This is a genomic window from Mycetocola tolaasinivorans (assembly GCF_003667565.1).
Lineage (GTDB): Bacteria > Actinomycetota > Actinomycetes > Actinomycetales > Microbacteriaceae > Mycetocola > Mycetocola tolaasinivorans.
In genome coordinates, this window is record NZ_RCUX01000001.1 from 393,830 (window position 1) to 415,620 (window position 21,791).

Below are 21,791 nucleotides of genomic sequence, written 5' to 3' on the forward strand. Positions count from 1 at the left end.
AACGTGGTTATCCTGGTTGAAGACCGTGCGTGGCACGGAACCCGTCACGAAGGAGAAGCATGAGCGACGCAACCACCCTCACCGAGGCACCGGCACACGGTGTCGCCCTGACCGACACCGCCGCGGATAAGGTGCGTAGCCTCCTGAACCAGGAGGGTCGCGATGACCTCCGCCTGCGCGTGGCCGTCCAGCCCGGCGGCTGCTCGGGTCTGATCTACCAGCTGTACTTTGACGAGCGATTCCTCGATGGCGACGTCACCGTCGATTTCGATGGTGTTGAGGTCATCGTTGATGGCATGAGCGTTCCCTACCTCGATGGTGCCACCATCGATTTTGAGGACACCATCCAGAAGCAGGGCTTCACGATCGACAACCCCAACGCGGGCAGCAGCTGCGCGTGTGGAGACTCGTTCGCATAATTCGAGATAACTTCGACACTCCGACCGGATGGGGCCCAATTTGGGCCCCATTCGGCGTTTTTTCAGTCTTTATTGGGAAAATGACGGTACCTATGTAGAGCTTTGGGCCCGAATGGTCCCGAACGTGCCCCACATTCGGGATACACTGGACGCTGAACCAATAGTGTCTTTGCGAAAGGTCCCAGGTGCGCTCGAAACGTAGACTCCGCTGGGCTTCACTGCCAGCAGCGCTCACGCTTGTCGTGGTGCTTGCCGGTTGTACCCAGGCCGAGCTTCACGGCTATCTCCCCGGCTTCAATAACGAGGGTGAGACCCCCGTTACCAACCACACCGAGAGGGTTGCAGCCCTCTGGACTAACTCGTGGATTGTACTGCTTTGCGTCGGTATTCTGACGTGGGGCCTGATCATCTGGGCTATCGTTGCCTACCGTCGTCGGAAGGGCCAGACCGGCCTGCCCGTACAGATGCGGTACAACATGCCCATTGAGATCCTGTACACGGTTATTCCGCTGATCCTGGTGGTGGGCTTCTTTGCCTTCACCGCTCGCGATCAGGCTGCGATCGAAACTCAGTACGAACACCCCGACGTCGAGATCGAGGTGTTCGCCAAGCAGTGGTCGTGGGACTTTGTATACCCCAAGTCCGTTGATGGGCAGGACGTCTGGACCGCAGGCGTACAGGCGCGTCAGCTCGAGGGCGGCAAGCCCGGCGAGCTCGACCCCACCACCATTCCGGAGCTTTACCTCCCGGTAGGCAAGACGGTGAAGATCGCGCTCGAGTCGCGCGATGTCATCCACTCCTTCTGGGTTGTCGACTTCCTCTACAAGAAGGACATGTTCCCGGGTAAGACCAACTACATGTCGTTCGTCCCGCAGCGCGAAGGCGAGTTTGTGGGTAAGTGTGCCGAGCTGTGTGGCCAGGATCACTCGATGATGCTCTTCAACGTCAAGGTTGTCTCCCAGGCGGAGTACGACGCACACCTCGCCTCGCTCAAGGCAGCGGGCAACGTGGGCGACTTCGGTAGCAACTTCAACCGCAACCAGAACCTCCCCGGCATTATCGCGCCGTCGGAGCGTTCCGAGGGAGAGGGTCACTAAACGATGTCCAGCCCACTGAACATTCCCGCCGGTCAGGCGAGTGTCCTGAACCGCTCCAAGGTTGAGAGCAAGGGAAACATTCTGGTCAAGTGGATCACCTCCACCGACCACAAGACGATCGGGTACATGTACCTGATCTCGTCCTTCCTCTTCTTCTGCATCGGTGGCGTTATGGCGCTGCTGATCCGTGCACAGCTCTTCGAGCCGGGTCTCACCATCATCGAGACCAAGGAACAGTACAACCAGCTGTTCACCATGCACGGCACGATCATGCTGCTGATGTTTGCAACCCCGCTGTTCTCGGGTTTCGCAAACGCCCTGATGCCGCTCCAGATCGGCGCTCCCGACGTGGCCTTCCCGCGTCTGAACGCCTTCGCTCTGTGGCTCTACGTCTTCGGTAGCTTCATCGCCGTGGGTGGATTCCTCACCCCGCAGGGTGCCGCCTCGTTCGGTTGGTTCGCGTATGCGCCACTGTCGAGTCAGACATTCTCACCGGGTATCGGATCTAACCTCTGGGTCCTCGGACTCGCGATGTCCGGTTTCGGTACCATCCTCGGTGCCGTGAACTTCATCACCACCATCATCACGATGCGTGCCCCGGGTATGACGATGTGGCGTATGCCCATCTTCACCTGGAACACCCTGGTGACCTCGCTGCTCGTGCTGATGGCCTTCCCGGTCCTCGCCGCAGCCCTGTTCGCCCTGGCGGCCGACAGAATTTTTGGTGCCCATATCTTCGACGCCGAAAACGGCGGCGTGATGCTGTGGCAGCACATGTTCTGGTTCTTCGGTCACCCCGAGGTGTACATCATCGCCCTGCCGTTCTTCGGTATCGTTTCCGAGATCTTCCCGGTGTTCAGCCGCAAGCCGATCTTCGGTTACAAGACCCTGGTTTACGCAACCATCGCGATCGCCGCCCTGTCGGTGACCGTGTGGGCCCACCACATGTACGTGACCGGTTCGGTCCTCCTTCCGTTCTTCGCGCTGATGACGATGCTCATCGCCGTGCCGACCGGTGTGAAGATCTTCAACTGGGTGGGTACCATGTGGCGCGGTTCGGTCACCTTCGAGAACCCGATGATCTGGTCGCTCGGCTTCCTCATCACCTTCGTGTTCGGTGGTCTGACCGGTGTGATCCTGGCATCGCCGCCGCTTGACTTCCACGTGTCGGACACCTACTTCGTGGTTGCTCACTTCCACTACGTGGTCTTCGGTACCGTCGTGTTCGCTATGTTCGCCGGATTCTACTTCTGGTGGCCGAAGTGGACCGGCAAGATGCTCAACGAGAAGCTCGGTTACTGGCACTTCTGGCTGCTGTTCATCGGCTTCCACACCACCTTCCTCATCCAGCACTGGATCGGTGTTCTCGGTTTCGCGCGTCGGTACTACACCTACTCGCCGGCCGACAACATCACCTGGATGAACCAGCTCTCCACAATCGGCTCCTTCATCCTCGCGCTGTCGCTGATTCCGTTCTTCCTGAACGTGTACATCACCGCGCGCAAGGCTCCGAAGGTCACCGTGAACGACCCCTGGGGTTACGGTGGATCGCTGGAGTGGGCCACCTCGTGCCCGCCGCCGCGTCACAACTTCACGTCGATCCCGCGTATTCGCTCCGAGCGTCCCGCATTCGACCTGAACCACCCCGAGGCTGCCGAATACACCGGTCAGGACACTCCGGCCGTCGTGCCGGTTGTCGAGGCCGTCGGAGCAGGAGAGGCGAAGTAACCCATGAAGTCAAACATCTCGATCCTCTGGATCCTGGCCGTCTTCTGCCTCGTTCTCTCGGGTGTCTACACGTTCTGGAACATCGTCGACGAGGCTCACGGCCGCGTCGAGTGGGTGGGTACCGTGGCACTCGTGCTGTCGGCGATCCTCTCCGGTTTCATCGCGTTCTACCTGCGTCTGGTGTACCGCAAGCAGGGTGGGGAACTCCCCGAGGACAACGTCGCCGCGAACATCGACGACGCTGACCCCGAGCTTGGACACTTCTCCCCGTGGAGCTGGTGGCCCTTCGCACTGGTTGGTGGCGCCTCGGTGGTCATCATCGGTCTGGCCGTCGGCCAGGAGGGCAACTTCTGGCTCTCGTGGTTCGGTGTTCCGCTCGTCGTGGTGTCGCTCGTGGGCTGGGTCTACGAGTACTACCGCGGTCGTTTCGCACACTAAGGTTCAGCTGTAACAGGCGGGTCCGTTTCCCCTCGGGGAGACGGGCCCGCTTTGTCGTTTCCGGGCACCGTTCGCGGTGCCCGTTTTTGTGTGTCGTGATTGGTCCGGGTTGTCCTCGACTTCCGGGCCCGGAGCCGGTTCCCAGCCGAGACCCGCACTCGCCCCACTGACGTTCCGTGCGTTTCCGGGCGAGGTGATCGCGGTCATCGGGCACAATGGTGCGGGTAAGTCCACGCTGTTTGATCTCCTGGCCGGTCTCGGCCACCCCTCCTCGGGCCGCGTTGCGACTCCCGTGGGCTCGGGCAAGCTGACCTGGTGCCCGCAGCGGGAGATTATCGACTGGTTGCACACGGTTCGGCGGAACGTGCTCCTGGGTTACCGGCTGCGTGCGCCAGCTCACAGAGCGGAGCGTGAAGCCGAGATCCAGCGCGTGGCATCCATTCTCGGCCTGACCGTGTTTCTCGACCGCACCGCCGAGACCCAGTCGGGAGGCCAGCTTCGCCGCACGCAGATTGCGGGTGCCATGGTGGGATCCCCGCGGCTGATGCTGCTAGACGAGCCCACCACGGAGCTTGATCCGGAGGGGATCGGTGTGGTTTTCACCGAGCTCGCCCGCCACGCGGCCGCCGGCGGTGCCTCGCTCATTAGCACCCACGAAACAGCGAGGTTTGCCGATCACTGCACCCGGGTGCTCGCCCTCGGTGGGGGAGGGGTGCTGTGCGATGAACCCATCGACGTGTTTCGTGCCCGGTTGCCCGGCGCCGCGGATCTCTGGGAGATATACCAGACCCTCGCCGGGGCCTCCGCATGAGGCGGCTCTGGGTGCTCGTGGGGATTCACCTGGCCTCGCAGTGGAACTGGCGCGCCAACCATATTGGGCGCTTCATCGAGCCCCTGGTGTACCTCGGGTTTCTCAGCGGGAGCCCGGTGCCGTGCTGTCCCGTAGCGGGCTGAACTATCCGCTGTTCCTGCTCGTCGGGGTACTCGCGATACTCACGTTTCGGGCGGGGACCATGGCAATGTCCGACGTCGCGAATGATCGAAAGTGGGGCGTGCTCGCGCTGGCCATGCTCCAGGGAACCAGCGTGAGGGCCTTCCTAGGCAGCACGGTGGTGTTTGGCGTGCTCCTGTACGCCGCACAGGCCATTTTGGTACTCGGGGCTCGCTGCGCTGCTGTTTGGCCCGCAGATCGCCGTCCAGGCGCTTCCTGCGCTGGGGTGGGGGTCGATCGCCGCCGCTAACCCGCTCAGCTACCTCGTGGAGGCCATGCGCACCCCGAACGCTGGGGGAGTGGCACTCATGCTGGGCTGGGCTCTCCTCGCGCTGCTTACCGCGCGCATCGCGCTCGGACGCGGTGAATACCTCAGTTCCGAACGGTAGCGCACACCCCCGGTTAAACGACGAGTGCCGGATCCTCAATAGAGGATCCGGCACTCGTGTGTGACGGCGGGAGAGACCTAGTGGTGGTCGTCTCCGTGCGACTTGTCCAGCTCGGTCTGCGTGACCGGAGCGATCCGGTCCTCGAAGAACCAGCGGGACATCGCGGCGCGCAGGCGCATCGATCCGGTGATCTTACCCTGGGCGTTCGGGCGGAGCATGATCGGTGCCTGGTCCTTGTAGCTGACCAGTTCCCAACGCTCGTAGTCCGAAACCTGCTCGTGAACCTCGATGTACTCGCCACCGGGGAGGCGGACAATACGTCCGGTCTCGTATCCGTGCAGCGCGATCTCGCGGTCCTTCTTCTGCAGGCCGAGGCAGATGCGCTTCGTGACGAAGTACGCGATAACCGGGCCGAGGAAGAGGAGGGCCTGCAGGGTGTGAATCACACCCTCCATGGTCACCCGGAAGTGGGTGGCGATGAGGTCCGAGCTTGCTGCTGCCCACATCACGGCGTAGAAGGTCACACCGGCTGCACCGATAGCGGTACGGGTCGGGGCGTTACGCGGACGGTCCAGCAGGTGGTGCTCACGCTTGTCTCCGGTGACCCACGCCTCAATGAAGGGGTAGATCAGAACGGTGACGATGAACAGACCCAGGATGATGACCGGGAGCAGGATACCGAAGCTCCAGGTGCGATCCAGCCAGACAAACTCGAGGTGCGGCGGGGCCAGACGGAGCATACCGTCGGCGAAACCGATGTACCAGTCAGGCTGGGTACCCGCGGACACGGGCGAGGGGTCATACGGTCCGTAGTTCCAGATCGGGTTGATCTGGAAGAACGTCGCGGTAGCCATGATCACACCGAAGACGATGAAGAAGAATCCACCGGCCTTCGCTGCGTAAACGGGGAGGATCGGGAAGCCGACAACGTTCTGCTCGGTGCGGCCCGGGCCAGGGTACTGAGTGTGCTTGTGCACAATCAGGAACACGAGGTGGAGGGCGATGAACAGGATGACCATGGCGGGCAGGATCATGATGTGCAGCGAGTACAGACGGCCCACAATGTCTTCACCCGGGAACTCTCCACCAAAGAGGAGGAAGGAGATCCAGGTACCGACCAGCGGGAAGGACTTGATCATGCCGTCGATGATGCGCAGACCGTTACCGGAGAGCAGGTCATCGGGGAGCGAGTAGCCGGTAAAGCCCTCGGCCATCGCGAGGATGAAGAGGACAAAACCGATGACCCAGTTGATCTCACGCGGCTTGCGGAACGCGCCGGTGAAGAACACGCGGAGCATGTGCAGACCGATCGAGGCCACGAACAGCAGGGCTGCCCAGTGGTGAACCTGACGCATGAGCAGACCACCGCGGATATCAAACGAGATATCCAGGGTGGAGGCCATGGCGGCCGACATGTGCACACCGTTCATGGGGGCATAGGAGCCCTCATAGGTGGTGTGGGTCATTGCCGCGTCGAAGAAGAAGGTCAGGAAGGTACCCGACAGCAGGATCACGACGAAGCTGTAGAGTGCCACCTCACCGAGGAGGAAGGACCAGTGGTCCGGGAAGATCTTGCGACCAAACTCCTTGACCGCGCCCGAAATGCTCGTGCGCTCGTCGAGGTAGTTGGCAGCCTTCCCGGTGAAGCCACCGGAGGACTTAGCGGGGGCCGCTACTGCGGCCGGTGCGGTACTCAATGACGCTCCCAGAAGCTCGGTCCCACAGGCTCGGTGAAGTCACTCTGAGCAACGAGGTAGCCCTCGTCGTCGACCTCGATCGGGAGCTGGGGGAGGGGACGGGCGGCCGGACCAAAGATCACGGTCGCGTGGTTTGCCACGTCGAACTGCGACTGGTGGCACGGGCACAGCAGGTGGTGCGTCTGCTGCTCGTACAGGGCCACGGGGCAACCGACGTGGGTGCAGACCTTGGAGTAGGCCACGATGCCGTTGTAGGACCAGTTCTTGCGCTCGGGGAGCTCGTTCAGGTCCTCCGGCTTCAGACGCATGAGCAGAACGATGGCCTTGGCCTTTTCGTTCAGGACGTCCTTAGCGGTGTTGAGGTCCTCGGGAATGACGTGGAACGCCGAACCCAGGGTGACATCCGAAGCCTTGATCGGAACGCCGGAGGGGTCACGCGCCAGGCGGGTGCCCTTCTTCCACATGGTGTGCTGAAGCAGCTCGACCGGGTCCTCGTCGTACGGCGCGAGACCGCGGAACAGGGCTACGGCGGGCAGCGGGAACACAACCAGTGCACCGATCAGCGAGTTGCGGATGAGGGCGCGACGGCCGAAACCGGACTCCTCGTTCGCCTCCTCGAAGATCTCGATGGCGCGGGCGCGGGTCTCGTCGGTTCCGCGAACCGGGTGACGCTCGTCCACCGACTCGTGGTCGGCCATGATGGCCTTACCCCAGTGAACGGCACCGATACCCAGTGCCATCAGTGCCAGGGTGGCACCGAGACCGATGAAGAGGTTGTTCGAGCGAACCAGTTCCATCTGGCCGTCGATCGGGAACATCATGTAGGCGGCAACCGCCCACAGGCTTCCCACGGCGGACAGGAAGAAGAGAACGAACACGGTGCGCTCGGCCTGCTTCTCCTTCTTCGGGTCCAGGTCGGTGACGCGCTTGCGGTGTTCCGGGTGCCCCGGGTTCTTAACGGCGTCGGGGCTGACCACGCCGGTGCCGGAATCTTCCGGCACCAGGTCGTGGGAAGAGGAGTTCGCAGCGGCGAGATCCTTGCCGCTGTTAGCATCCTGTGCCATTGTGCTCCTTACGTGATTGCAGTGTCATGATCGCGGACCGTCCCTAGTTGGACTTGGCCGTGATCCAGACCGTAAGCGCCACAACGGCGCCGAGGCCAAAAATCCAGATGAAGAGACCCTCGGCCACCGGGCCGAGCGAACCCAGACCGATACCACCGGGGTTACCGACCTTCTCCTGGTACTTCAGAGCGGTGATGATGTCGCGCTTGCCCTCGGGGGAGATGTTCATGTCGTTGAACACGGGCATGTTCTGCGGGCCGGTGATCATGGCCTCGTAGATGTGGGCCGGGGTAACGCCGACCAGGCTGGGGGCGAACTTACCCTCGGTCAGTGCACCACCGGCACCGGCCACGTTGTGGCACATTGCGCAGTTGATGCGGAAGAGTTCGGCTCCGTTAGCGGCATCGCCGTCGGCGTCGAGGTACTTGGCGTCGGGGATCGACGGGCCGGGGCCGGTCGAACCAACGTAGACCGCGAGCTGGTTGATCTGGTCCTGGGTGAACTGGACCGGCTTCTTCTGTGCCTGCGGGCCGTGGCCCTGCATCGGCATGCGGCCGGTACCCACCTGGAAGTCAACCGAGGCGGCACCCACACCAATGAGGCTGGGGCCATCCGGCGAACCCTGCGCGTTCAGACCGTGGCAGGTGGCGCAGTTTGCCTGGAAGAGCTTCTTGCCCTCTTCGACATTGGACTGGCTCACCGCGGCGGGCGCGGGCTGGGCGTTAGCGGTGGTTGCGCTCACCGCGGCGTAGGCGCCGCCGGTGAACAGCAGGCCGACAGCAATGAGCGCCGCGGCGGCCGCCGGGGAGCGGCGACCGGTGCGGCGGCTCTTGCCGGCAGCGGGACTGGAAGTTTTGCGTGACATGGCTTTTATCTGGCTCTCGGTTTTATCTCAGGACGTACACGACGAAGAACAGTGCAAGCCAGACAACGTCAACGAAGTGCCAGTAGTAGGACACGACGATGGCGCTGGAGGCTTCCCTGTGACCAAAGTTCTTCACGGCGTAGCCGCGACCAATGATCATCAGGAATGCGATCAGTCCGCCGATAACGTGGATGCCGTGGAAGCCCGTAGTCATGTAGAACGCGGAGCCGTAGGCATCGGAGTTCAGCGCGATTCCCTCGCTGACCAGGGTGGCGTACTCCCAGATCTGACCGGCAACAAAGATCGCGCCGAGTGCGTAGGTGAGGAAGAACCACTCAACCATTCCCCACTGAGTCGGCTTCGGTCCGGTTGCCCGCGGCTGGAGCCGCTCAGCAGCAAAAACGCCGGCCTGACAGGTGAACGAAGACGCCACCAGGATTGCCGTGTTAATGCTTGCGAACGGTACGTTCAGTACGGACGTTCCCTCGGCCCAAACATCGGGCGCTACGGAACGCAGGGTGAAGTAGATCGCGAACAGACCCGCGAAAAACATAACCTCGGAGCCCAGCCACACGATGGTGCCCACGGCTACGTTATTGGGTCTGTTGATCTTCGGGGCTTTCGCCGCATAGTTCAAAGAAGTGCTCGTCACTCCTCCATTATGGCCGATTTCCGGGCGCGCAATGGCCATTTCACTATGCTCACGACCGTAATCAAGAGTTAGGTTTACCTAAGTTTTTGCCGTGAATTGACTCTGAATCTGCGTGATTACGCGGCTTTCCGGTCGAGGTGTCGGGAAAACGTCGGCATAAAGGTTTTTGCCGGTCGGAGAGTCGCGGATCACCAATATGCTTGACCTATGTTGGATACCTTCACCTGGCCCTCGCTCCTGACCTCTCTCCTCGCGCACGAAGACCTCAGCGTCGCCGAGGCGACCTGGGCGATGCAGCAGATTATGAGCGGAGCGGCGACTCCGGCACAGATCGGTGCATTCCTGGTTGCGCTGCGCGCCAAGGGTGAGACGGTAAACGAGGTTGTCGGCTTCCGAGACGCCATTTTGGAGCACGCCGTTCCGCTCCCGCTCGACTCCATGGCGCTCGACATCGTGGGCACCGGGGGAGACCGCTTCGGTACCGTCAACGTCTCAACGATGGCCTCGATTGTGTCCGCCTCCGGGGGAATCCCCGTCATCAAGCACGGTAACCGCGCCGCTTCCTCCGCGTCCGGGTCGAGTGACGTGCTCGCGGCCCTCGGCATCGACCTCTCGCTCCCGCCGAGCGCGGTCGCGGAGGTCGCCCGCGAGACCGGTGTGACCTTCGCTTACGCCTCGGCGTTCCACCCGGGGTTTGCCCACGCCGGCCCGGTGCGTTCGCAGCTCGGCATCCCCACCGTGTTTAACTTCCTGGGGCCGCTGACAAACCCGGCCCGTCCCGAGGCCTCGGCGGTGGGCGTTGCCCAGGCCGATCGCGTGCCGCTGATCACCGGTGTCTTCCGCACCCGCGGTGCCACCGCGCTCGTGTTCCGCGGTGATGATGGCCTGGATGAGTTGACCACCACCGGGCACTCCCGGATCTGGGAGATCAGCCGTGGCCGCCTCACCGAGCACGACCTTGACCCGCGTGATCTCGGCATCGAGCGCGCCAGCATTTCCGACCTGGTGGGCGGCGACCCCGCCCGCAACGCCGAAATCGTGCGGGAGACCTTCGCCGGTGCGCTCGGACCGATTCGTGACATCGTGCTGCTGAACGCCGCCGCGGGAATCGTCTCGTACCGCCTCGCCGAGGACCACACCCGCATGGAGGAGCCCATCCTGGATCGCTTCCGCGCCGCACTCATCGTGGCGGCGGAGGCTGTTGATTCCGGTGCCGCCCTGGCTAAGCTGGATGAGTGGGTCGCCGCAACGAAGCGTCGATCCTCGCACGCCAACTAGGCGCGGTCACCCTGGGGTGCCGTGCCGCCGTGGGTGCGGCACTGAATTGAGCTAACGGGAGATATCGGTGAAGAAGCTGATGAACGATCCGCGAGCGGTCACCGAGCAGACCGTCGCGGGGTACGTGCGCGCCCACGCGGGACGACTGCGTCGGGTGGGCACGGGCTACGGCGTCGCGCGGGTCGAGCCGCTTCTTCCCGGCACGGTGGCCGTCATCGGGGGAGGTGGCAGCGGTCACGAGCCGATGCACCTCGGTTATGTGGGTGCCGGCCTGCTCGCGGGTGCCGTACCCGGTGAGATCTTTAGCGCACCCACCCCGGAGGCGATCCTCGAGGTCGTGACCGCTACCCACGCGGGGGCGGGGGTGCTGTTCGTGGTGGGCAACTACTCGGGCGATCGATTCAACTTTGAACTCGCGGCCGAACGCTGTGCCGAGCGGGGGATCCCCACCCACACGGTGGTCGTGGCCGATGACGTGGGGCTCGGCGAGCTCATCCGCGCCGATAACCGTCGCGGGATTGCCGGCATGCTCGTCGCCGCTAAGGTGCTGGGGGCCGCCGCCGAGCGCGGAGACGATCTCGAGAGCCTCGCCGAGATCGGTGCGCGCCTCGGCCACGGTATTGCCTCGATGGGTGTGGGGCTGCGCGCCGGCACCTCGCCGCTCGCCGACGTTGCGAGCTTCGACCTTGGCGAGGACGAGATGGAGATCGGGATCGGCATCCACGGCGAGCTCGGTCGTGACCGGCTTCCCCGGCAGCGGGCCGATGCCATCGCGGATCTCCTGGTTGGTGAAACCTTGGCGGAGCTGGCCCCACCCGCGGGTGATTCCCTCCTGGTGTTCGTCAACGGGCTGGGTGGAACACCGCCCGGGGAACTCGCCCTCTTCTTTGATGCGGTCGCTCGTTCGCTTGAGGGCCGCGGATACGGGGTGGCCCGGGTCCTCGTGGGCACGCATGTGACCGCACTCGACATGCAGGGTGTGTCCCTGACGCTCGGACGCTTTGATTCGGAGTTACTGTCGTTGTGGGACGCCCCGGTTGACACACCGGCCCTGCGCGCCCCCTGAGGCTCACCCTGCCGAGATTTTGGCGGCACTTTCGAGCCTCCCCCGAATAAATTGAGAACACGGTGCGTGCAGACGTGCCGATCACCGAAGGAGTAGCGATGACCCTTGACGCAAACTGGGCGGCCCGCTGGCTGATTGCCGCGGGAGATGTTTTCGAAACCGAACGCGGTGCGCTCTCCGAGCTGGATCGTCAGATCGGTGACGGTGATCACGGCGAAAACCTCTCCCGCGGGTTCGGCGCCGTGCGCGGGCAGCTGCGCGTGGGCACCCTGCCGGGCACCCCGGCCGAGGTGCTGCGGGAGGCCGCCCTGACCCTGATCTCGACGGTGGGCGGCGCATCCGGACCGCTCTACGGCACCGCGCTGCTGCGCGCATCCGAGGTCATTGCGGACAAGGACGCCCTCGACGCCGCGGATGTCGCCGCGCTCCTGCGTGCGGGGGCCGCGGGTATCGCGCAGCGCGGCTCGGCCGAACCCGGCGACAAGACCATGCTTGACTCCTGGCTGCCCGCAGCGGATGCCGCGGCCGTGGCCGCAGAGCGTGGGGAGGATGCCCCGGCCGTGCTCGCCGCGGCCGTGCGTGCCGCCGACGCGGGTGCGGTCGCGACGGATGACCTGATCGCGCTGCGCGGACGCGCCGCCTACCTGGGGGAGCGCTCGCGCGGTCACCGTGATCCGGGTGCCGCTTCGAGCGCGCTCCTCATCGCCGCCGCAGCGGACAGCCTCTAATGCGGGTCGGACTCGTTGTGGTCTCGCACAGCGCCCTGATCGCCGAGGGAGTGCGCGAGCTTGCCCTGCAGATGGCACCCGACGTGACCATCCTGGCCGCGGGCGGAGATGCCGATGGAGGAATCGGTACCGACTTTGCCCGGGTCAGTGATGCACTCGTTGCTGCCGATTCCGGTGCCGGCGTGCTCGTGCTCGCGGATCTTGGGTCGGCGATCCTGACCGCCGAATCGGCGATCGAGTTTCTGGATGCCGAGCGTCGCTCACGCGTCCGGGTATCGCCCGCCCCGCTGGTGGAGGGTTCGGTGGCGGCCGCGGTTTCCGCTCAGCTGGATGCCGCACTCGAGGCGGTTGTTGCGGCGGCCCTGACCGCCGGCGATGGCAGCCCGGCCCGCCCGGACGCCGCCGCCGATGCGTTGGCCGCCGAGACGAGCACTCCCGAGGTGGCTCCGCTCGGCTATTCCCGGCGCGTCGTGATCGTGAATCGCGAGGGTCTGCACGCGCGCCCCGCGGCGGAGTTTGCGAAGCTTGCGGCTCGCTTCCCGGTGAGCGTGCAGGTAAACGGGCGGGATGGGAAGAGCCTGCTGCAGATCATGTCGCTGGGGCTTATGCCGGGCGCCGAGGCGGAGATCTCGACGCCGGATCCCGACGGCCGAGTTGCGGTGGACGCTCTGGCCGACCTGATCGAGTCGGGCTTTGAGACGAGCCCGGGTGCGAATACCGCTCCGTCCCACGACTCCTAATCCCCGCGAAGCGGCCCCCGTTTCGGGGGTATCCTGCCCGCGAGCCGCCGTATACAGGCGTACCCCGGTGCAGTACTCTCAGAGCGAATCGGGTCTGTTATGTAATGGCCCGGTAACTCGATTGAAAGGCCTGTAATGGGGACGAGCATCTGGGAAAACTTTTGGAACGTCATTGTTCTTCTGCTCTATGTAGTGGTGTTTGTGAGCTACCTCATGGCGCTGTTTGCGGTGATCGGAGACCTCTTCCGTGACCACAAGCTCGCCGGTGGCTGGAAGGCGCTGTGGATCGTCGGTCTGGTCTTCATTCCGCTCCTGACGCTGGTGATCTACCTGATCGCACGCGGTAGCGGAATGGGCAAGCGTGCCGCCGAGGCTCAGCGTTCGGCTCAGAACGCCGCCGACGCGTACATCCGCGAGGCAGCCGGTAAGGCTACGCCGAGCGACGAGATCGCGACCGCAAAGGCTCTGCTTGACTCGGGCGCCATCTCCGCCGACGAGTACGCGACCCTGAAGGCAAACGCGCTCGCTCGCGTCTAGCCTGCCGACTAGCTGGCCCCGCCCCACGCGTCTGATGACGCGTGGGGCGGGGCCACCGTCGTTGCGGGGGCGTCGAATCGACCGGTCAACACCACGTCGGGGCGGCGAGCCGGTGACGCCCTGGCGTGTCGAAGTACGCTCTGGGCGCACGTCGGGCCGAGGAAAATGAGCCCCAGCCCGCGGGGCTAGGGCCGGGGTCAAGGAGCGGGCCGGGGGTAATCCGACGCCTCGTGAGCGCAAAACACCCCCGATTTCTCGCGGAAACCGCGGTCTATCGGGGGTGTTTGTGTGGTGCCGGTGGTGGGACTCGAACCCACACGTCCTTTCGAACAAAGCATTTTGAGTGCTCCGCGTCTGCCATTCCGCCACACCGGCTAACGTCGATATCTGAAACTGTACCGTACAATTGAACCGTGACTGAGCAAGAAGCAACCACTACCCCCGCCCCGCGACGCGTCGTTGTCGCCGAGGACGAATCCCTCATCCGCATGGACATCGTGGAGATCCTCCGCGACAACGGATTCGAGGTTGTAGGCGAAGCCGGTGACGGTGAGACCGCGGTCGCACTCGCAACCGAGCTGCGTCCCGACCTCGTCGTGATGGACGTCAAAATGCCTCAGCTGGATGGCATCTCGGCCGCCGAGCGCCTCCACAAGAACAACATCGCCCCGGTGGTGCTCCTCACGGCCTTCAGCCAGAAGGAGCTCGTCGAGCGTGCGAGCGAGGCCGGCGCGCTGGCCTACGTGGTGAAGCCCTTCACCCCGAACGACCTGCTGCCCGCGATCGAGATCGCCCTCAGTCGCCACCAGCAGATCCTCACCCTCGAGGCCGAGGTTGCCGACATGGTCGAGCGCTTCGAAACCCGCAAGCTGGTTGACCGCGCCAAGGGTCTGCTCAACGAGAAGATGGGCCTCACCGAGCCCGAGGCGTTCCGCTGGATCCAGAAGGCATCGATGGACCGCCGCCTGACCATGCACGACGTGGCCCAGGCCATCATCGAGCAGCTCAGCGCCAAGAGCTAGCACACGCGTCTAAAAACCGCGGGCCCTCTCTACCGAGAGGGCCCGCGGTTTTTCTGTTTAGCGGGTCGGGGCATCCTTGATCAGGTTGGTGATCCGAATGGTCGAGCAGCGTCGCCCGCGCTCGTCGGTGACCACGATCTCGTGCACGGTGAGGGTGCGGCCCAGGTGGATCGGCGTGCAGATGCCGGTCACGATGCCCCGGGTGGCCGAGCCGGTGTGGGTGGCGTTGATGTCCACACCCACGGCCACGCGGTCGGCACCCGCATAGAGGTTGGCGGCCATCGATCCGAGCGACTCGCCCAGCACAACGTAGGCGCCGCCGTGCAGCAGTCCCACGGGCTGGGTGTTGCCCTCTACCGGCATGGTCGCCACGGAGCGCTCGACCGAGAACTCGGTGAACTCGATGCCCATCTTTTCGGCCAGCGCACCGGTGCCGCGCTCGATGAGGTAGCGGAGGCCGGGATCGTCGGTGGGGGCAGTTTCGGTCATGTCGCGCCTTTCACAAACGGGGATGGATGTTCAGTCTAGGAGAGCAGACCGAGGGCGGCCAGTGTGCCGAGGAGGCTGCTCGCGACGAGGGCGAAGGCGACGATGCCGGCGATCCAGGCTCGTCGACGCTTGGTGCGTGCGCGCTGAGCGAGTTCGGTGGGGGTGTAGTCGTCGACGTTCCAGTTTGACACCGGTGCTCTTTTCGTTCGGGGACAGTGTGTGCACCCGATACTCCCATACGGTCGGGTGGTGCGCACGTCTTGTGGCCGGTGTGGCCCGCGTCGGCAAAAATCCGCGCGCCAGTGTCCCCGTGACGGTGGTGCCTTGTAGGCTGGGGCCGTGTCGGAAAACAAGAAGCCTACCCTCCTGATCATCGACGGCCACTCGCTGGCCTTCCGGGCCTTTTACGCGCTCCCGGTAGACAGCTTTAAGACCCGTGACGGGCAGCACACGAACGCCATTCACGGCTTCATCTCGATGCTGCTCAACCTCCTGAAGAACGAGCAGCCCACCCACGTTGCCGTGGCGTTTGACATCTCGCGATTCTCGTTCCGCACCCGGGAGTACCCCGAGTACAAGGGCACCCGTGGCGAGACCCCGAGCGAGTTCATCGGGCAGATCCCGCTGCTGCAGGAAACCCTGGCCGCGATGAACATCACCACCATCACCAAGGAAGACTACGAGGCCGACGACATCCTCGCGACCCTCTCGGTGCGCGGCACCGAGGCCGGCTATCGCGTGCTCGTTGTCTCCGGTGACCGCGATGCCATCCAGCTGGTCAACGATAACGTGACCCTGCTGTACCCCTCGCGCCAGGGCGTCTCCGACCTCACCCGGTATGACCCGGCCAAGGTGCACGAGCGCTACGGTATCCGCCCCGAGCAGTACCCGGACGTGGCCGCACTCGTGGGCGAGACCTCCGACAACCTGATCGGTGTGCCCAAGGTTGGTGAAAAGACCGCGGTGAAGTGGCTCGGACTCTACGGCAGCCTGCAGGGCATTCTGGACAATGCGGACAACATCACCGGCAAGGTCGGCGAGAGCTTCCGTGAGCATAAGGAAAACGCCGTTCGTAACCGTCGCCTCAACCACCTGGTGCGCGATGTGGAGCTTCCGGTCACCGTGCAGGATCTTGAGCGCAAGCCGATCGACGCCGATGCCGTGCGCGACATGTTCGCCCGCCTGGAGTTCCGCACCCTACTCGACCGCGTCTTCAAGCTCGAGGGAGTCACCGCCGATGCCCCGGCTGAGCCCGCGGCCCCCGCGGCGGTGGCCCCGGCCGTGCAGGAACTCCTCGATGAGGAGCTCGGCGCCTGGCTGACCCGCAACTCCGCATCCCACCCCGGTGGTCTCGCGCTGCACGTGGACATCGTCGATGGCCTGCCGGCCGCGATCGGTATCGCCACCGAGGGTGAGTCCACGGTGCTCGCCTGGCACGCCGGCAGCGCCGACTACGCGCCGTTTGAGGCGTGGCTTGCGGGCCCCACCCCGAAGATCCTGAACGATGCGAAGCCCGTTATTAAGGCATTCACGCACGCGGGGCTCGCGTTCGAGGGCCTGCGCACCGACACCCTGGTGGCCGGCTGGCTGCTGCGTCCGGCCAGCCCGGACAAAACCCTCGGCGATCTCGTCACCCGCTACCTCGACGAGCACATGCCGGTGGATGACCCCAACCAGCTCGTTCCCGAAGACAACGCCGACAACCCGGCGCTCAAGGCCTGGTATGTGGCGCGCGTTGCCGCCGCGCAGATCCTCGCACTCGATGAGGGTTCGGCGCGCGTGCTGCACGATATTGAGATCCCCTCGACCCCGATCCTCGCCCGCATGGAAGAATTCGGTGTTGCGGTTGATCACGAGCTCCTGGCCGGGCTCTCCGAAACCCTCGGTGTGACCGCCGCGGATCTCGCGGCCCGCGCCTACGCGGAGATCGGTCGCGAGGTCAACCTCGGTTCACCCAAGCAGCTGCAGGAGGTGCTCTTCGACCAGCTCAACATGCCGAAGACCCGCGCCAACAAGACCGGCTACTCCACCGATGCCGACTCCCTGGCCGACCTCCAGGCGAAGGCACCGCACCCGTTCCTCGGGCTGCTGCTCGAGCACCGGGACGCCACCAAGCTGCGCCAGATCGTCGAGACGCTCGACAAGGCGATCGATGACACCGGCCGCATCCACACCTCGTATATCCAGACCGGCACCAGCACCGGCCGACTCTCCTCGGCAGACCCCAACCTGCAGAACATTCCGGTGCGCTCCGAGGTGGGGCACCAGATCCGCTCGGCCTTCACCGTGGGTGAGGGCTTCGAGACCCTGCTCACGGCCGACTACTCGCAGATTGAAATGCGGATCATGGCGCACCTCTCCGGGGACGCCGGCCTGATCGAGGCGTTCCGCAGCGGGGAAGACCTGCACCGCTTCGTGGGTGCCCGCATCTTCGGCGTGGAGCCCGCGGATGTCACCCCGCTCATGCGTACCAAGGTCAAGGCCATGTCCTACGGTCTGGCGTACGGACTGAGCGCGTTTGGTCTGTCCAAGCAGCTGCGCATCGACACCGCCGAGGCCAAGCAGCTCATGGGAGACTACTTCGCCCGCTTCGGTGCGGTACGCGACTACCTGCGCGACGTCGTGGAACAGGCCAAGATCGACGGCTACACCACCACCATTTTTGGTCGCCGGCGCCTCTTCCCGGATCTCGCGAGCGCCAACCGCGTGCTGCGCGACAACGCGGCCCGCGCCGCACTGAACGCCCCGATTCAGGGCAGCGCCGCGGACATCATGAAGATCGCGATGATCAACATCGACGCGGACATGCGCGCGCAGGACCTCCAGAGCCGCATGCTCCTCCAGGTGCATGACGAACTGATCTTCGAGGTCGCCACCGGCGAGTCCGAGGTGCTGGAAACCATCGTGCGCGAGCGCATGGCCACCGCCGCCGACCTCAGCGTGCCGCTCGAGGTACAGGTCGGTCACGGACAGAACTGGGACGTCGCCGCGCACTAGCGTCGCGGCTACGGCGCCTCGATTTCGTCGTCCTCGCTCGCGCCCGCGGGACCGTCAACACGACGGGTTCGCGGGCGCCAGTGTGTTTCCGGCGCTGCGTGTGCGTCCATTACGCTCTCAGCGCTAGCCGCACCCGGGCGTCGGCCCCGCGCGGTTCTGTTGCCGGGGGCGGGCAGCGGGATACGCTGGGGGCATGAGTGAGAACGTTTCCCGTCCCCAGACCCCGATTGATCAGATTGCCGAGGCGTGGGTCGACACCCTGGTGTCGCTCAGCCCGATGACCGGAACCTATATTGGCCGCACCGAGGCCAATGAGTTTGTGGGTGACTATTCGCCCGCGGGCCTCGCCGCCTACCGTGCCGCCGCCGCCGCCGTGATCGCGCAGCTGGACGCGGCCGAGCCCGTCGACGCGGTTGACCACGTCACCCTGGCCGACCTCCGCGGTTCCCTGCAGCTCGACATCGAGATTCACGATGCCGACCTGCCGCTGCGCGACCTCAACGTCATCGCCTCGCCGCCGCAGGAGATCCGCGACGCCTTCGACCTGGTGCCCACCGAAACCGCCGAGGACTGGGCCATCATCGCCCGCCGCCTGGCGCGCGTGCCCGCGGCCCTCGCCGGCTATACCGAAACCCTGCGTCTCGGTATCGAGAAGGGAATCACCCCGGCCAAGCGCCAGGTGATCGAGGTTGCCGAGCAGTCCGACCGCAACGGCGCAACCGACGGCTTCTTCCCGTCCTACATTTCTGCGGCTGGCGAGGCCGGAGCGGGTGTGCGTGCCGAGCTGGAGGCAGGTGCCGAGGCCGCGGCCGCCGCCTACCGTGACCTCGCCACGTTCCTGCGCGACGAGCTCGCGCCCGTCGCCACCGAGGTGGACGGCGTGGGCCGCGAGGCCTACGCGCTGTTCTCGCGTCGCTTCCTCGGTGCCGAGATCGACCTCGATGAGACCTATGAGTGGGGCATTCAGGAGCTCGCGCGCATGGTTGCCGAGCAGGAGACCATCGCCCAGGAAATTCTGCCCGGTGCCACCGTGCAGGAGGCCATCGCCCACCTCGAGCAGGACCCGAGCATGAAACTGCACGGCGTGGACGCCCTGCAGAAGTGGATGCAGGAGACCAGCGACCGCGCGGTTGCCGAGCTCGGCGCCACCCAGTTCGACATCCCGGAGGAGATCCGCACCCTTGAGTGCATGATCGCCCCCACCCAGGAGGGTGGCATCTACTACACCGGCCCCACCGACGACTTCTCGCGTCCCGGCCGCATGTGGTGGTCGGTTCCCCAGGGCGTCACCGAGTTTGACACCTGGCGCGAGCTCACCACGGTCTACCACGAGGGTGTGCCCGGGCACCACCTGCAGATCGGTCAGGCCGTGTACAACCGCGACCAGCTGAACGCCTGGCGTCGCCTGCTGGCCGGCACCTCCGGCCACGCCGAGGGCTGGGCTCTCTACGCTGAGCGCCTGATGGATGACCTCGGCTACCTGAGCACCCCCGCCGATCGCCTCGGCATGCTCGACGGACAGCGCATGCGCGCCGCACGCGTCGTGCTCGACATCGGCGTGCACCTCGGAAAGCAGCGTCCCGACGGCCAGGGTGTCTGGACCGCCGAGTACGCGTTCGAGTTCCTCGCCCAGCACGTCAACATGAACGACGGTTTCGTGCGCTTCGAGGTCAACCGCTACCTCGGCTGGCCGGGACAGGCCCCCTCCTATAAGGTGGGCCAGCGCATCTGGGAGCAGTTGCGCGATGACTACCGTGCCCAGGCGGGGGAGTCGTTCGACATTCGAGACTTCCACCGCGAGGCCCTCGGCCTCGGTGGCGTTGGTCTCGACACCCTCCGCGACGCCCTGCGCGCGGCCGAATAGTGGGCGGCGAGGTGTCGCCCCTCGGGCACGTTGTCCTTGCGGGGGCCTCGGGCTTTATCGGCGAGCACCTCGAAACCTACTACCGCGGGCTCGGGGCCCGAGTGAGCCGAATCGGCCGCTCGGGACCCGATGCCCGCTGGGGTGACCGCGCGGGAATCGCGGCACTCCTGGAGGGCGCGGATCTCCTCATCAATATGGCGGGCAAGAGTGTGAACTGCCGCTATCACGAGGCGAACCGCGCCGAGATCCTGCGCTCGCGGGTGGAAACCACCCGCGAGCTGCGCGAGATCATGGCGGGCCTGGTGAATCCGCCGCCGGTTTGGATGAACGCGTCCACCGCGACGATCTACCGCGATGCCCGCGATCGCCCGATGACCGAGTCCGCGGGCGAAATTGGCCGCGGCTTCTCCGTGTCTATCGCGACGGCCTGGGAGGATGAGTTCTTCGCCGGCGAGCTGCCGGGTGTGCGCCGAGTCGCACTGCGCATGGCGATCGTCCTGGGCGACCGCGGTGCGCTGGTTCCGCTCACCCGCCTCGCCCGATTCGGGCTCGGTGGCCCGCAGATTGATGGCCACTGGCCGGCGACCCGCACCCGTCGCGAGACCGGGGTCCACCACGGGTTTGGTGGGGGAGGCGGCGGCCAGAAGATGAGCTGGATCCACATTGACGACGTGGTGTCCGCGATCGAGTTCATCCGTGCTCGACCGAGCCTTGCCGGGGCGATCAACCTCTCCGCCCCCGGTGCCGTCACCAATGCCGAGTTCATGCGCGAACTCCGCGCGAGTGTGGGCGTGCCCATCGGACTACCCGCGTTCCGCTGGATGCTGGAGCCCGCGATGGCGGTGCTGCGCACCGAGCCGGAGATGGTCCTCAAGAGCCGATGGGTGTATCCGGAAGCCCTCGAAAACGCGGGATTCGCCTTCGGATATCCGACACTTCCCTCGGCGCTCCGACAGATCGCGACATACCGCGTGATGTCGGCTTGAAGTCGGGCGAGTCGCCGGGATAGGATAGAGCGTCACGCCCGTGACAAATCTATCCGTTCTGCCGTGATGATCACACCGTGTCGCCAACCAGGCGATCCGGCCACCACGGCCCGAAACCCTGTCCATTCTGGAGCAACCACTAAATGACAAGCGAAACGACCGCCAAGAACCTCAAGCAGGTCGCGATCAACGACATCGGCACTGCCGAGGACTTCCTGGCCGCGGTCGAGAAGACTCTGAAGTTCTTCAACGATGGTGACCTCATCGAGGGTACCGTTGTGAAGATCGACCGCGACGAGGTCCTCCTCGACGTCGGTTACAAGACCGAGGGTGTAATCCCCTCGCGTGAACTTTCCATCAAGCACGACGTAGACCCGAGCGAGGTCGTCAACGTCGGCGACTCGGTCGAGGCCCTCGTTCTCCAGAAGGAGGACAAGGAAGGTCGTCTGATCCTGTCGAAGAAGCGCGCACAGTACGAGCGCGCATGGGGCGACGTGGAGAAGATCAAGGACACCGATGGCGTCGTGACCGGTTCGGTCATCGAGGTTGTCAAGGGTGGTCTGATCGTAGACATCGGCCTGCGCGGCTTCCTGCCCGCATCGCTGATCGAGCTGCGCCGCGTCCGCGACCTGACCCCGTACCTGGGCCAGGAGATCGAGGCCAAGATCCTCGAGCTCGACAAGAACCGCAACAACGTTGTGCTTTCGCGTCGCGCCCTGCTGGAGCAGACTCAGTCCGAGTCGC

General features: G+C 64.8%; 22 protein-coding genes and 1 tRNA gene. 16 read left to right on the forward strand and 7 right to left on the reverse strand.

The window, feature by feature from the left end; genetic code table 11:
- Nucleotides 1-59 precede the first annotated feature (59 nt).
- The 6 genes from erpA to D9V32_RS15990 all read left to right on the forward strand — a co-directional run bounded on the left by erpA (nt 60) and on the right by D9V32_RS15990 (nt 5,062).
- Nucleotides 60-419, forward strand: coding sequence for an iron-sulfur cluster insertion protein ErpA (erpA, locus tag D9V32_RS01790; RefSeq protein ID WP_030143341.1), 360 nt, complete (start codon nt 60-62; stop codon nt 417-419).
- Nucleotides 420-604: 185 nt separating this feature from the next.
- On the forward strand, nt 605-1,516 hold the full coding sequence (ctaC, locus tag D9V32_RS01795) for an aa3-type cytochrome oxidase subunit II (RefSeq protein ID WP_121647173.1): 912 nt from the start codon (nt 605-607) through the stop codon (nt 1,514-1,516).
- 3 nt (nt 1,517-1,519) lie between these two features.
- Nucleotides 1,520-3,244, forward strand: a complete 1,725-nt coding sequence (gene ctaD / locus D9V32_RS01800) for an aa3-type cytochrome oxidase subunit I (protein WP_121647174.1) — start codon at nt 1,520-1,522, stop codon at nt 3,242-3,244.
- A gap of 3 nt (nt 3,245-3,247) precedes the next feature.
- Complete coding sequence (locus tag D9V32_RS01805; RefSeq protein ID WP_121647175.1) at nt 3,248-3,682, forward strand: cytochrome c oxidase subunit 4; 435 nt, start codon at nt 3,248-3,250, stop codon at nt 3,680-3,682.
- A gap of 109 nt (nt 3,683-3,791) precedes the next feature.
- A complete protein-coding gene (locus D9V32_RS01810; RefSeq protein ID WP_183086125.1) occupies nt 3,792-4,493 on the forward strand; it encodes an ATP-binding cassette domain-containing protein in 702 nt (233 codons plus the stop codon).
- Between the two features lie 305 nt (nt 4,494-4,798).
- The gene (locus tag D9V32_RS15990; RefSeq protein WP_147440364.1) at nt 4,799-5,062 is read left to right on the forward strand and encodes a hypothetical protein; all 264 of its coding nucleotides are present in this window, start codon (nt 4,799-4,801) and stop codon (nt 5,060-5,062) included.
- A 77-nt stretch (nt 5,063-5,139) separates the two neighbouring features.
- Here D9V32_RS15990 and qcrB read toward each other — a convergent pair whose 3' ends face one another.
- From qcrB to ctaE, 4 genes are read right to left on the reverse strand one after another with little or no spacing between them, the layout of a single operon-like run.
- The gene (gene qcrB, locus D9V32_RS01820) at nt 5,140-6,759 is read right to left on the reverse strand and encodes a cytochrome bc1 complex cytochrome b subunit (RefSeq protein ID WP_121647178.1); all 1,620 of its coding nucleotides are present in this window, start codon (nt 6,757-6,759) and stop codon (nt 5,140-5,142) included.
- Entirely contained in the window at nt 6,756-7,823 is a 1,068-nt protein-coding gene (gene qcrA / locus D9V32_RS01825) for a cytochrome bc1 complex Rieske iron-sulfur subunit (protein WP_121647179.1), read from the reverse strand. The genes qcrB and qcrA overlap by 4 nt, the downstream gene beginning before the upstream one ends.
- Nucleotides 7,824-7,866: 43 nt before the next feature.
- Nucleotides 7,867-8,688 (reverse strand): cytochrome bc1 complex diheme cytochrome c subunit, encoded by an 822-nt coding sequence (gene qcrC / locus D9V32_RS01830; RefSeq protein WP_121647180.1) that lies wholly within the window; start codon nt 8,686-8,688, stop codon nt 7,867-7,869.
- Between the two features lie 22 nt (nt 8,689-8,710).
- Nucleotides 8,711-9,379: an aa3-type cytochrome oxidase subunit III gene (gene ctaE / locus D9V32_RS01835; RefSeq protein WP_121647181.1), complete on the reverse strand. Its 669-nt coding sequence runs from the start codon at nt 9,377-9,379 to the stop codon at nt 8,711-8,713.
- A gap of 168 nt (nt 9,380-9,547) precedes the next feature.
- Between ctaE and trpD the strand changes: the two genes are divergently transcribed.
- From trpD to D9V32_RS01860, 5 genes are all read left to right on the forward strand, one after another.
- On the forward strand, nt 9,548-10,618 hold the full coding sequence (trpD, locus tag D9V32_RS01840; protein ID WP_121647182.1) for an anthranilate phosphoribosyltransferase: 1,071 nt from the start codon (nt 9,548-9,550) through the stop codon (nt 10,616-10,618).
- Between the two features lie 67 nt (nt 10,619-10,685).
- Complete coding sequence (locus D9V32_RS01845; RefSeq protein WP_121647183.1) at nt 10,686-11,684, forward strand: dihydroxyacetone kinase subunit DhaK; 999 nt, start codon at nt 10,686-10,688, stop codon at nt 11,682-11,684.
- A gap of 98 nt (nt 11,685-11,782) precedes the next feature.
- On the forward strand, nt 11,783-12,412 hold the full coding sequence (gene dhaL / locus D9V32_RS01850; RefSeq protein WP_121647184.1) for a dihydroxyacetone kinase subunit DhaL: 630 nt from the start codon (nt 11,783-11,785) through the stop codon (nt 12,410-12,412).
- Nucleotides 12,412-13,152, forward strand: a complete 741-nt coding sequence (dhaM, locus tag D9V32_RS01855) for a dihydroxyacetone kinase phosphoryl donor subunit DhaM (RefSeq protein WP_121647185.1) — start codon at nt 12,412-12,414, stop codon at nt 13,150-13,152. Before dhaL ends, dhaM begins: the two co-directional genes overlap by 1 nt.
- 135 nt (nt 13,153-13,287) lie before the next feature.
- Complete coding sequence (locus D9V32_RS01860; protein ID WP_121647186.1) at nt 13,288-13,689, forward strand: SHOCT domain-containing protein; 402 nt, start codon at nt 13,288-13,290, stop codon at nt 13,687-13,689.
- A 289-nt stretch (nt 13,690-13,978) separates the two neighbouring features.
- Here D9V32_RS01860 and D9V32_RS01865 read toward each other — a convergent pair.
- A tRNA-Leu gene (locus D9V32_RS01865) sits at nt 13,979-14,064 on the reverse strand.
- Nucleotides 14,065-14,102: 38 nt separating this feature from the next.
- Here D9V32_RS01865 and D9V32_RS01870 point away from each other — a divergent pair.
- Entirely contained in the window at nt 14,103-14,711 is a 609-nt protein-coding gene (locus D9V32_RS01870; RefSeq protein WP_121647187.1) for an ANTAR domain-containing response regulator, read from the forward strand.
- Between the two features lie 57 nt (nt 14,712-14,768).
- On the opposite strand, the gene D9V32_RS01875 is transcribed toward D9V32_RS01870, so the two are convergent.
- Nucleotides 14,769-15,200 (reverse strand): hotdog fold thioesterase, encoded by a 432-nt coding sequence (locus D9V32_RS01875; RefSeq protein WP_121647188.1) that lies wholly within the window; start codon nt 15,198-15,200, stop codon nt 14,769-14,771.
- A gap of 35 nt (nt 15,201-15,235) precedes the next feature.
- A complete protein-coding gene (locus D9V32_RS16165) occupies nt 15,236-15,391 on the reverse strand; it encodes a hypothetical protein (RefSeq protein WP_183086126.1) in 156 nt (51 codons plus the stop codon).
- A gap of 148 nt (nt 15,392-15,539) precedes the next feature.
- Here D9V32_RS16165 and polA point away from each other — a divergent pair, with 148 nt between their 5' ends.
- The 4 genes from polA to D9V32_RS01895 all read left to right on the forward strand — a co-directional run.
- Entirely contained in the window at nt 15,540-18,197 is a 2,658-nt protein-coding gene (polA, locus tag D9V32_RS01880) for a DNA polymerase I (protein ID WP_121647189.1), read from the forward strand.
- A gap of 193 nt (nt 18,198-18,390) precedes the next feature.
- Nucleotides 18,391-20,061 carry a DUF885 domain-containing protein gene (locus D9V32_RS01885; protein WP_121647190.1) on the forward strand — a complete coding sequence of 557 codons (1,671 nt, stop codon included), beginning with the start codon at nt 18,391-18,393 and terminating at the stop codon, nt 20,059-20,061.
- 11 nt (nt 20,062-20,072) lie between these two features.
- Nucleotides 20,073-21,047 carry an epimerase gene (locus tag D9V32_RS01890; protein WP_245981925.1) on the forward strand — a complete coding sequence of 325 codons (975 nt, stop codon included), beginning with the start codon at nt 20,073-20,075 and terminating at the stop codon, nt 21,045-21,047.
- Nucleotides 21,048-21,190: 143 nt separating this feature from the next.
- On the forward strand, nt 21,191-21,791 hold a 601-nt coding region (locus D9V32_RS01895; protein ID WP_121647192.1), incomplete at its 3' end, for a S1 RNA-binding domain-containing protein.